9 protein-coding genes are annotated in these 11,965 nt (G+C 46.0%); 4 read left to right on the forward strand and 5 right to left on the reverse strand.

The window, feature by feature from the left end; genetic code table 11:
• The first annotated feature begins 34 nt into the window (after nucleotides 1–34).
• Together accA and tilS are read left to right on the forward strand one after the other, a co-directional pair.
• Nucleotides 35–991 carry an acetyl-CoA carboxylase carboxyl transferase subunit alpha gene (gene accA, locus ACXAGP_RS12680; protein ID WP_475261814.1) on the forward strand — a complete coding sequence of 319 codons (957 nt, stop codon included), beginning with the start codon at nucleotides 35–37 and terminating at the stop codon, nucleotides 989–991.
• A 467-nt stretch (nucleotides 992–1,458) separates the two neighbouring features.
• Nucleotides 1,459–2,838: a tRNA lysidine(34) synthetase TilS gene (gene tilS / locus ACXAGP_RS12685; protein WP_475261815.1), complete on the forward strand. Its 1,380-nt coding sequence runs from the start codon at nucleotides 1,459–1,461 to the stop codon at nucleotides 2,836–2,838.
• Here tilS and ACXAGP_RS12690 read toward each other — a convergent pair.
• A complete protein-coding gene (locus ACXAGP_RS12690) occupies nucleotides 2,835–3,725 on the reverse strand; it encodes a GGDEF domain-containing protein (RefSeq protein WP_475261816.1) in 891 nt (296 codons plus the stop codon). The two genes, tilS and ACXAGP_RS12690, sit on opposite strands and share 4 nt — an antisense overlap.
• Nucleotides 3,726–3,825: 100 nt before the next feature.
• Here ACXAGP_RS12690 and ACXAGP_RS12695 point away from each other — a divergent pair, with 100 nt between their 5' ends.
• Nucleotides 3,826–5,790: a monovalent cation:proton antiporter family protein gene (locus ACXAGP_RS12695; RefSeq protein ID WP_475261817.1), complete on the forward strand. Its 1,965-nt coding sequence runs from the start codon at nucleotides 3,826–3,828 to the stop codon at nucleotides 5,788–5,790.
• Between the two features lie 56 nt (nucleotides 5,791–5,846).
• A complete protein-coding gene (locus ACXAGP_RS12700; RefSeq protein WP_475261818.1) occupies nucleotides 5,847–6,110 on the forward strand; it encodes a SemiSWEET transporter in 264 nt (87 codons plus the stop codon).
• Nucleotides 6,111–6,128: 18 nt separating this feature from the next.
• On the opposite strand, the gene ACXAGP_RS12705 is transcribed toward ACXAGP_RS12700, so the two are convergent.
• Genes ACXAGP_RS12705 through ACXAGP_RS12720 form a run of 4 tightly spaced genes read right to left on the reverse strand, consistent with a single transcriptional unit; the run spans nucleotide 6,129 to nucleotide 11,955 of the window.
• Nucleotides 6,129–7,259, reverse strand: a complete 1,131-nt coding sequence (locus tag ACXAGP_RS12705) for a patatin-like phospholipase family protein (RefSeq protein WP_475261819.1) — start codon at nucleotides 7,257–7,259, stop codon at nucleotides 6,129–6,131.
• A gap of 20 nt (nucleotides 7,260–7,279) precedes the next feature.
• The gene (locus ACXAGP_RS12710) at nucleotides 7,280–8,878 is read right to left on the reverse strand and encodes an HD domain-containing phosphohydrolase (protein ID WP_475261820.1); all 1,599 of its coding nucleotides are present in this window, start codon (nucleotides 8,876–8,878) and stop codon (nucleotides 7,280–7,282) included.
• Between the two features lie 9 nt (nucleotides 8,879–8,887).
• The gene (locus ACXAGP_RS12715; RefSeq protein ID WP_475261821.1) at nucleotides 8,888–11,110 is read right to left on the reverse strand and encodes a CHASE2 domain-containing protein; all 2,223 of its coding nucleotides are present in this window, start codon (nucleotides 11,108–11,110) and stop codon (nucleotides 8,888–8,890) included.
• The gene (locus ACXAGP_RS12720; protein ID WP_475261822.1) at nucleotides 11,107–11,955 is read right to left on the reverse strand and encodes an MBL fold metallo-hydrolase; all 849 of its coding nucleotides are present in this window, start codon (nucleotides 11,953–11,955) and stop codon (nucleotides 11,107–11,109) included. Before ACXAGP_RS12720 ends, ACXAGP_RS12715 begins: the two co-directional genes overlap by 4 nt.
• Nucleotides 11,956–11,965 lie beyond the last annotated feature (10 nt).

Below are 11,965 nucleotides of genomic sequence, written 5' to 3' on the forward strand. Positions count from 1 at the left end.
CAACAAACACATGTAGTTATTATTAGGTATTTAAATGAGCTTACACTTCCTTGATTTTGAGCAACCGATTGCTGAACTTGAGGCTAAAATCGAAGAGCTAAAATCCGTTAATCAAGGCGGAGAATTCGATGTTAGCCTGGAAGAAGAGATTAACCGGTTACGAGAGAAAAGCTCTGAGTTAACGCAAAAAATCTTTTCCGGGCTAGGAGCCTGGCAAGTTTCTCAGTTGGCTCGTCATCCAATGCGACCCTATACACTAGATTATATTCCTCGAATCTTTACCGATTTTGACGAGCTTTGTGGTGATCGCGCTTATGCTGACGACAAAGCTATTATCGGTGGTGTGGCTAAGATTGATGGCATCCCTGTGATGGTAATTGGGCATCAAAAGGGCCGGGATACCCACGAAAAAATCAAACGCAACTTTGGTATGCCGAAACCAGAGGGTTATCGCAAGGCTTTGCGTTTAATGGAAATGGCAGAGCGCTTTAAGTTGCCGATTATCACCTTTATCGATACTCCAGGAGCCTATCCTGGGGTAGGTGCTGAAGAGCGCGGTCAAAGTGAAGCTATCGCTAAAAATCTTAAAGTAATGGCGGATCTTAAAACACCGATCATTTGTACCGTTATCGGTGAGGGTGGTTCTGGTGGCGCATTGGCCATCGGCGTAGGCGACAGAGTCAACATGTTGCAGTTCAGTACTTACTCGGTAATTTCTCCAGAGGGCTGTGCCTCTATTTTGTGGAAAAGTGCCGAGAATGCGCCTCTGGCCGCGGAAGCAATGGGCGTATCTGCTCCCCAAATTAAAGAGTTGGGCCTGATCAATACCATTATCAACGAGCCACAAGGCGGTGCCCATCGTGACTACGATACGATGGCCGCTAACCTGAAAGCGACACTCAAACAACAGTTAGCGCAGCTCACTGGTTTGTCCAAAGAAGCACTATTGGAAGAGCGCTATCAGCGACTAATGTCTTTCGGTTATTGCTAAATTACTTTTCAATGTACACTAAGCCGCAGTAATGCGGCTTTTTATTTTCTGTCTTAAACTATCTCCTCCAGAAGGAGGCTAACATTAGAGAAAAGGCTTTACCCGGAAAGTATGAAAGTTTCAACGTTGGATGTTGTTTTACCGGGGCGCCGGGGCGCCTTAAGGAATGCTGCCTGCGGCACTCCTTAAGAATCCTCCGCAGCCCTTGACACGCAAAGCGTAATCGTCGTATCCAGCACAACATTGACCATCAATGACAGCACGTCCGTGTGCTGGCATTGATTGAGGTATCATCCCTGATACCTCTCATTGTTGTGTTATCTGAATACTTAGCTTACTGCGTGTAACGGGAACCCCGATTAGTACTTCGAACTGAACTTAGTGCAGGCTTTTTGAAGTTCCTTTTCAGGGAGTTAATACGAAACCACCTTCTCTAGATTTTGGACTATTTATTTTCTACTGAAACTATGAATTTAAGCGATAACAATACTTCCAAAAATCTGACTCGTCATTTTGATGCCATTACAGGCGCTCATTTCAATTCTGATAACACGGAAGTCAGTGAGATTCTGGTGGCCTACAGCGGCGGTGTGGATTCAACGGTATTACTCTATCTCGCCGCTGAATTTGCCCGGAAAAATGACATCCCGTTGAATGTTATTCATATCAACCACAATCTCAGTGCCAATGCCCGGCAATGGCAGCAGCACTGTATTCAGACGTGTGAGCACTTGAAGGTGCCTCTGACGGTGAAATGTGTGACAGTAGATGTCAAAGACAAAGGCGTGGAAGCAGCGGCCAGAGAAGCCCGTTATGCAGCAATAGCTGAAGTGGCTTCTGACCAAAGTATCGTTCTGTTAGGACAACACCAGAATGATCAGCTGGAAACCTTTCTGATTCAATTGTTAAGGGGAGCGGGCCCTGAAGGGTTATCCGGCATGGCGCAATACTCGGTAAATCAATACGGTACGAGGTTGCTTCGTCCGCTTTTGCATGTCACTCGGGGCGAAGTTGAGCGGTATGCCAGGCAGCAAGGCTTTACCTGGGTGGAAGATGAGTCTAATGCCAATAGCGACTATGATCGCAACTTTTTACGCAATCAAGTACTGCCCGTGATAAAACAGCGTTGGCCTGAAATGGGAAAAACTATTAGTCGCTCAATGTCCCATATCGAAGAGCAAAATGGCTTACTGCGGGAATCTGTGGTTAACAAGCTACAACAGTTGAGCACTGCCCTTGACTGTCTTGATATTCAAGAGCTGAAAAACTTATCTCTGTCTTGGCAAAAACAAGTACTAAAACTCTGGATTAGTCGCAAAGGGGCGCAGCAACCGTCACAAAATGTGTTGCTGCGCATTATTGATGACTGTTTAAATGCCCGGGAAGATGCACAGCCAGAAGTGAGATGGGGACACTGGCAGTGTTGTCGCTATGACAATGCGCTCTATTTACTGGGGCAATCGAAGGCTATACCAGAAGGGCTGTGGCTGTTAAAAGCTGACGCACAAGGCGAGTCGCGACTTGAGTTGCCTGCAAATACTGGCGTTGTCAGGCTCAAACGCAAGGCTAAAGTTTCGGCGCAAGCTAATGTTCTCTATTTGCCTGATGATGCTGAGTTGTTGTTGGATTTCGGTGGCTTTTCCCGGCGTTTTCGTCCTCGGGATAGCCAAGTCTCTAAACCCATAAATCAATGGTTCAAAGAGTGGCGAGTTCCGCCATGGGAACGTCAAAAAACACCGATCCTGCAATTCCAGGATGAGATCCTGGCGGTGGGTGACAGGGTGGCAAAACAATCAGAAAGCCAGCATTTATTCGCTTTTGAATTACACTGGGAACCCGGCGTCTAGGCCCACTTTGCGCAATTTCGCCCTGCTTGTTTAGCTTGGTATAAAGCTTCATCCGCGCGGTTAAAAAAGCCAGACTGGCTGTCTTCGGGTTGCAACATCGCTAATCCAAAACTGACACTAATGCCGTGTTTTTGCAGTAAGCTATTAGCAGCAACAGCCTCTTGAATACGTTGTACAATCAGTTCGTTGGCTTCTTTGCCTGTATCGGTAGTAATACAGCAAAACTCATCGCCACCAAAACGGAACGCATGGTCAGAACTGCGTAAAGATTGGTTAATGGCTCCAGCAACACTCATTAATACCTTGTCGCCTTCAGCGTGGCCAAATTTGTCGTTTACTTGCTTGAATTTGTCTAGATCCATCACGATCAGACTCACCGATTCGCCGTTTCTGTGGGCTCTGCTGGTGGCTTTCTCCATGGTTTCGTCAAACTGTCGACGGTTTCCTAGCGAAGTTAAGCTGTCCTTTAATGCCAGCTTTTGGATTTGCAGAAACTGTAGTGCGTTGTTTAAAGGGTTTCGGATACAATGATTAAGATCTTTTAACAGCTGTGTTTCTCTTAGCGACAAACTTCTGACAAAGCCGTATTCAATCTTAACTGAGCCATCACGGTTGGCCGTCAAATCGTAAGTTTTCACTACTAATCGTTTGTCGCTAGTACCAAAATGAAATTTTCCAAATGGACTGGAGACCTTGAAAGATAAGGCATTAAGACGGCTTTTTAACTCTGCAAATACGATCTCCCCTAACTCGTTCAAGTCAAGGCTAGTTGTAAGTGTATGCATTAGCTGATTTTTTTCTCTGTCACTCATAAATTCTTGCTGAGTGTTTATATTGAAAAAGCCATCAGTTATTGTGTTATCGTAGAACGGGGTTAAATTTTCCAAGTCTTACTCCTGCCAGAAAATTGGCGAAACCAACTTTTATCTGTATCTACATCGAATAAAGCAAACGGTGTGCCAGGAATAAAAAACGAGCGGAAGGTTAATGGAAGGCAGTTTTACTGACATTTTATTATTGATGATGGTGGCAGTTTTTGCCGTTTGGTTGTTTAAACGGGTGAACTTGCCGCCCATTCTTGCTTATCTTGCCTGTGGCATTGTTGCAGGACCTGACTTAATGCAGATATACGAAGACCCTGAGCAAATGCATTTCTTTGCTGAGTTGGGCATCGTTTTCCTGCTGTTTTCCTTAGGCCTGGAGTTTTCATTGCCCAAAATGGTGGCCATGAGACATTTGGTGTTTGGTGTGGGTTTGGGTCAAATGATTGTCACCACCCTGGTTTTTATGGGATTGGCACTGTTATTTGGTTTTGGTCCAATTCCGGCGTTTGTCATCGGTGGCATGGCAGCGCTGTCTTCAACTGCCATTGTAATCAAACAATCCAGTGAGCTGGGGATCCTGAATACTACCCGTGCCCAGATGTCAGTCAGTATCTTGTTGTTTCAGGACCTGGCGGTTGTCCCCCTGTTAATTGTTATTCCGTTATTTGCCGCTGACGGCGAGCAAAGTCTGGCGGTGGCCATTTCGTTAGCGGTGTTTAAAGGTTCACTGGTATTTATTATTTTGTTGTCGGTGGGTAAATGGGGCTTGCCCAGACTCTTTAATGAAGTGGCAAAAACCCGCACTGATGAATTGTTTGTACTTACCACGATTTTAGTGGCGCTTTTGGCTGCTGGTTTGACTCACTCATTTGGTTTGTCGATGGCTCTTGGCGCTTTTCTGGCGGGGATGATGTTAGGAGAGAGCCAATACAAGCACCAACTGGAAGCCGATATCAGGCCATTTCGCGACATTTTCATGGGCTTGTTTTTTATTACCATCGGAATGCAGTTAGAGCTTAATACCTTTGTATCGAGTATCCATTGGATATTATCCGGATTGGTGGTCCTTATGGTGTTGAAAGTACTGTTAATTCGGTTAGCAGCCTGGTTGTTTAAAGCACCTGGAGATGATGCCTGGGCAGCGGGTATTAAGCTTTCTCAAATGGGCGAATTCAGTTTTGTTATAGTCGCATTAGCTACTAATCACGATATTTTTACCTCTACCGAAGCCTCTATCTTTATGAGTATCGGTATTTTAAGTATGGCAGTCACACCTTGGTTGGTCACCAATAGTCCTCGCCTGGTGACCAAAATAACGCGGCGAAAAATGGCCCTGCCGGAGCAACCTGTTGCCTCACAAGAGAAACTGCAAGATCACGTGATTATATTTGGTTTTGGGCGAGTAGGGCAGTCTGTGAGCCGTTTATTGCGTATTGAGGCCATCAACTATGTGGCAGTGGACGCTGATCCCGTACGTGTGCAAGAAAGCTGCGCTGCGGGCGAGACGGTATTTTTCGGTGATGTACAAAACAAAGATATTCTGCGTACGGTAGGTATCGATAAAGCAAAATTGGTCATTTTGACCTTTGATGAGCACACCAAAGCAAAGGCCGTTATCGAATCTGTAGTGGCCCTCAATCCCGATTTGCCTATTGTGGTGCGTACGCGCAAAGATTATCACCTGGAAGAGCTTTATCTGTCAGGGGCTTCTCAAGTGGTGCCAGAGATACTTGAAGGCAGTCTGATGCTGGTTTCTCAGGTATTGCATTTATGTGGTGTGCCCATGTCGCGCATCTTAAAACGGGTAAGAAAAGAGCGAAAAGAACATTATCGTCACATGCATGGCTTCTTCCCCGGCGAAACCACTGAAATGACCTACGGTAAGCAGGATAAACTGGAGTTCATGCACGCTGTTGTATTAACCGCTGACGCTCACGCAGTGGGCAAAAAGCTCGGTGATGTTAATATTGATACCATGCGGGTTTCCATTAAAGGCTTGCGAAGAGGAAACGAAGAAATCGCAGAGCCGGATCCCGATACGGTTTTGGCGGTAAATGATGTCTTGGTGATTTCCGGCAAGCCTCGGCGCGTTGAGCGAGCAGAGCGTATTTTACTGGAAGGGCATTAGTGGAATCTGGTCGCTGTGTCGTTGTTATATCAACAAAGCATGGATACGGTGAATAAATGATTGAACTCATTGGCTATATTGCCGCAGTGTTAACCACAGCATCATTTTTACCACAGGCGATCAAAACTTTAAAAACACGCGATACACAGTCATTGTCTTTAAGCATGTACTCGATTTTCTGTATTGGGGTGCTGTTGTGGTTGCTATATGGCCTGGCGATACAAAACTGGCCTATTGTTGTGGCCAATGCCGTGACTCTGGTGTTAGCGGGAATGATTTTGGGAATAAAACTGCAAGCGGTTCTGCGGGAGCGGAATTAGCTTGCATTAAATTGCACTTTACAACTCCAGAAACTTTCTGATGGCGTCTTGTTGTGCCAGGCCGTCTTGGTAGCCTAGTTGAATAAGTTCACTACAAAACTTTCCTTCAAACATTAAATAGCTCAATAAACTGGATTCACTGGAACGGTTCACTCCAATCAAACGCAGTAGCGCTTTGATACCGTTGGGTAGCTCGTCATAGTATTTCCATGCGAGATTTTGAATACTTTTTGACGGATTGATAATGAAGCATTCTACAGGCTTAAGATCGGTGAGTTTTTGCTGTTGCGGTGTCAGCAGATTCAAGGTTTGATTGACCCGGTTCATGCGCTCGATATCGGACTCCAGCGCGTCCGAGAATATGGTATCCAATAAATGACCGGCGATTTGAGCACTATTAAGGCGCGTATGCATGTGAGGATGAGGTGTATCTGGTTTGTCTTTTACCACACCGATAACAAATATCTTTCGAGCTCCTAAGTGAATAGGGGCACTCAAGGGAGCCGACTCGTGAATAGCACCATCACCGTAATAGTCATCACCAATTCGCACAGGAGGAAATACGATGGGAATTGCAGATGATGCCAAAAGGTGATCAATCTCCAGCGTACAGGGAATACCTTGCCTGTGGTGGCGCTTCCAGCCTCGTAATTGCTCTTTTCCCTGAAAGAAACTAACGGCATTGCGCTCAGAGTAACAAGAAGCGGATATGTTAATGGCATTGAGATTGCCTGACATAATGTTTCTGTCGATACGCGCAAAGTCCATCATGCGCTTTATCAGTAATCTAAGAGGTTGATTATTCAATAGGCTTCCCGGGCCTCTCGAGATATTTTCAGAGCGCCAGGAAGACAAATAGTTTCGTGTGATATAGCTAGTGACTTCAGATAGCGAGGCATCATAGACTTGTTCGGTTTTGAAATTCTTCCACACCCATTCGAGTTTTCTAACCCCCAAGTGAAAACAAGAGGCATAACAAGCCAGTGCGGTTGCGTTGATGGCTCCGGCGGAAGTGCCACACAAAACCGGAAAGGGCAGTTTGTGATTACGTGGCAGATACTGGGTGAGGGATTTTAAAACCCCTATTTGGTAGGCTGCACGAGCACCACCACCTGACAATATCAGTGCAAATTCATCCCGATCAGTCATGTTCCCTTGCCTGCTTTTGATTAATAAACAAAACCCGGAATATTGTCCCAGCTGACTTCATCTACCTGGTCGTCCGCCAGGAACTCATCGGCGTACTGCTGATAAACCTTTTCTTTGACAAATATCTCAAACAGGTCGGGATCAATATGTTGGTCTTTGCACATAAAGCCCATGATTTTAAGACATTCACTGATCTTTTTGGCAGGCTTATAGGGCCTGTCGGAAGCGGTTAAGGCTTCGAAAATATCGGCGATGGCCATCATTCGGGCGGGGATGGACATTTCATCGCGAGTCAGCCCTTTGGGATAACCCGTGCCGTCCATTTTTTCATGGTGACCGCCAGCGTATTCTGGCACCTTTTGCAGATGTTTGGGAAACGGCAAAGATTCCAGCATGGAAATGGTAATATCCATGTGGCGATTTATCACTTGCCGTTCTTCAGTGTTCAGTGTACCGCGGGCAACCTGCAGGTTGTAGATCTCCTCTTCGCTGAGCAGTGGCACTGATTCACCGTTGAGTAGAACGGTTCTGGATTGACCGATATCCGCAATGCGCTTCTGGTCGTCGGGTGTCATAAATTCACCACCAGTATTGGCTTTTTCCACAAATAAATAATCGTCGCTGATCTGGGCTAAAGCCTGTTGCATTGAGGATTGTAATTGTGCTTTTTCTGGCTCGCTGGCTACGGCGATTTTACGCAAGTGTTCCAGTTCAATATCGCGTTTTGCCACTTCAAATCGGGTTTTTACCATCTCAATGCGATCAAATACGCATTCCAGCTTTTTGGATTTGTCCATGACGTATTCGGGCGTTGCGATCTTTCCGCAATCATGCAACCAACCGGCAATACTGAGTTCGTTTTTTTCTTCCTCGGTCATGTCAAAATCTTTCAGTGGACCGTCTTCAAAGCGGCAAACCGCATCGGCAATCATCATGGTTAATTCTGGTACCCGGCGACAGTGACCGCCGGTATAAGGGGACTTTTCATCGATTGCTTGGGCGATAAGACGAGTAAAGGACTGGAACAGGTTTTCCATGCTGTCGATGAGCTGCCTGTTAGTTAAAGCCACGGCAGCTAGTGACGCCAGTGCGCGTATCGATTTCTCTACATCTGGCGTAAAGGGCATAACTTCGTCGCTATCATCTTGGGCATTGATTAACTGCAAAACGCCATTTAGATCCCCTTCGTGATTGGTCATGGGAATACACAACACGGATTGAGTGTGGTAACCGGTTTTACTATCCATGTTACGCGGGCCGGACAAGTCGTATTCCGTAACAGCGTAGACATCCTCGATATTGATCACTTCCTGGATGGCGGCAGAATGCGCCACCAGAGCCGAGGTGTTTACTTCACCCTCATCAGTGAAGATGGGAATGGCGGGGAAGGGGATAGGCTTACCGGATGAGCCCCCCATATACATTTCCATACTGTCGTTGAACAGGGTATCGAATTTGAGTTTTTTATCTTCGGTTACACCGTAAATTGTTCCGCCGTCGGCATTAGAAAGTCGTTTTGCGGCCAGCAGTATCTTTTCCAATAGCTTCGTGGTGTCAGTTTCCGTAGACAATTCGATACCAACATGTACCAGTTCCAGTAATGTTTTATCGACTTCCATCAGGTGCTCCTACTTAGAGGTGTGTGTGTAACTGCCATCCCAATCATCGGGGAGTGACTGATCTCTGAGTGTTTCGATGCGTTCTATATACAATGTATAGAGTATATCTTGCGGATTCATTTCAGCCAGTGTTTTAAATTGCGTACTGGCCTTATCCCAGCGCTGGGACAGATAATCATCATAAGCTTGGTGATAGCGCTGCATTTCCTGCAAAAACGACTCGCTTGCACGTTCAGGAGCGATAGGCTCAACAATTGCTACGGCTTCGTTTTTACCTTTCACTTTTACTCTGTCGATGCGTCTGAAGACGATTCCTTCACATTGTTTGATGGTGGCTTCACTGACGAGAAGCTCGACGCCATAAAATTTGGTCAGGCCTTCTAGTCGAGAGCCTAAATTTACCGCGTCACCCAATACCGTGTAAGCCTTTCTGAAAGTTGAACCCATGTCACCGACATTCATATCACCGGTATTGATACCGATGCCAACTTTGACTTCGGGTAAGCCATCTGCCTTAAATTCTTCTCGTAATCGCTCCGTGATGCGCAACATTTCAAAGGCGGTTTCTACTGCGTTTTGAGCGTGTTTTTCGTCATCCAGTGGCGCACCCCAAAAGGCCATAACCATATCGCCAACGTATTTATCAATGGTACCCTGATGATAGAAGATAGTTTCGGTTATCGGGTCAAAATAGCGGTTAAGCAGCATCTTCAGTTCGTTAGCTGAGAGCTTTTCTGAAATTGTGGTAAAACTGCGGATATCAGAAAAAAGGACGGAAAGCTCTTTTCTTTCCCCCTCCATACTGACACTGTCAGGCTCATCTAACATTTTATCAATATGAGCGGGGGGGACATATTGATCAAATATGCCTTTGATTTGCTGTCGCCGTTTGTTTTCTTCGAAAAATCCTGTACCGATGTTATACATCATTAGTAGCAGCAATAGTAAAATGGAAGCGGCCATAGGCAATGCAATATTGGCTTCGTTCCACATCCATACGTTGCCGTAGATCGTGCCTGACATTGCCGCAATTCCGGTAATCGCCATCCAGCCAGGACCTAGCAGTGGCATAATGATGGCCAGGCTCAATCCAATAATCAGTATATAAAGCAGAACAGCGGCTTCCCACCAATCCGGCCGATATTTCAAGATAGAAGGGTCTAATAATCCTTCCAGTACATTGGCGTGTACTTCTACGCCGGGAAACTGCACGCCAACAGGGGTAGAGCGTAAATCCGCGAGACCTACGGCAGACGTACCTATAAATACGATGGCACTATCAAACAACTCGGGTTTTTCGATATTGTTATTCAAAACATCGATGGCTGAAACATAAGGAAAGCTTTTTTGCGGACCACGATAAGGTATCAATACTCGCCCTTCGGCGTCGGTGGGGATGAGTTGATTACCAATGCGTATGCCCTCGACATTTACCAATTCTCCAGCGGTTTGGGTTTCCACTTCAATGGTGTCAGCTAAGGCATACAATCTGGCAGCCTCCAGAGATATCGACGGTAAGAGTCTGTCGCCATAGCGCAGGACCAAAGGACTGCGTCGTATGAACCCGTCAGAGTCAGGAGAGGAATTCATAAAGCCTTCGCCTACCGATGCATCGTGAAATTCGGGGATACTGGATTCAAATCCGCTGTAGTTGATAATGCTAAGACGGCTATCAATGGCTTGATTTGTTGCAATATCGTGAATTGGCAGTACACCGCGGCGCAAATCAGTCTGGTTGAGCAAATAACTGAACATCACATCGGTGGCATCAAAGCTGGCCATAAAGGCTTTGTCGCCGTCCATGACTTCTACCAAAGAAGTCACATTTTTATTATCGAGATTTTGTGCTGCTAAGGCCTGACTCACTTCACTTGCCGGGTTTCTCTCCCGGTCAGCAAAGAGTACGTCAAATACCACCACCACTGCGCCCAGATCAGCGAGATTGTATACCAGTTCGGCGAGCTTTGCTCTGGGCCAAGGCCAACCGATGGCTTCCATGGTTTCACCATCGAGATCAACAATGACGATATCTGCAAAGCCTGATGTGCGATTATCTAAGGTTGACTTTAAACGCAAGTCGTAAATAAAACCGTCGATGCGGTTAAACTGCAAAGCAAGTGGCGTGGTGGGGAAGCGGGAAACATAAAACTGTAGTAAGGACACCAATATCACTAAGCCAAAACCAGCGATAATGGCTCTGCGGTGTTCTTTTAGTGCTCTTAACGGTCTCATACCTTATCAAAGTCGATACACATGCCTTCTCTGGCGGCAAATACCTCCAGATCCGATTGCGCGACAGTAATGACGTCCTGACAATGAGTTTCAATTTTTTCGATGTCCTTATCGGTACGGATGTGATCGTGGCTGTAAAGTGCCAGTCTCTTGGCTCGGCTGGCCATGGCGAGTTTTACTGCTTCTTCAGCAACCGAGTGACCCCAGCCAGATTTAGCGGGCATATCTGAAAGCATGTATTGCGCGTCGTGAATAATTAAATCGGCTTTTTCAGAGAAGGATACCCACTCCAGAAAATCAGTTTCTTTTTGATAGGGAGGGTAAAGCTCATTATCTGTTATGTAGGCAATCTTGGCGCCGTCAGCTTCTATTAAATAGGAGCTGCCACTGCCTGGATGATTCATAGAATGACGGGTAATGGTGGCACTATTGAGTTTCCAACTGATTTGTTCTTTTGGATATGAAACCAGTTGTATGTCGGATTGCAAAGAGCTGTATTTAACCGGGAAGTAACTGCCGCCCATCTGTTTCAGAAACGCTTCCGGTTCTTCTGGCGTAGTCAGTCCCGGGGTGACGAAGATTTTTCTGCCAGGAATATAAATGGGGACAAAAAATGGGAAGCCTTGAATATGATCCCAGTGATTGTGGGTAAGCAATAAGTGGATGTCATTATCGGTTTTTGCCAGCTTTTCCCCCAGCTTTTTAATGCCAGTGCCAGCATCCAAAATAATATCTGTACCGTCGTTGAGTTCAACATGGCAGCAGGCTGTATTGCCGCCATAAACAACGTATTCGGGTCCTGGTGTGGGGATTGAGCCGCGTACCCCATAAAATGTTAGCTTCATTAGTATTCTT

The sequence above is a fragment of the Planctobacterium sp. AWM4_229 genome (assembly GCF_056160305.1).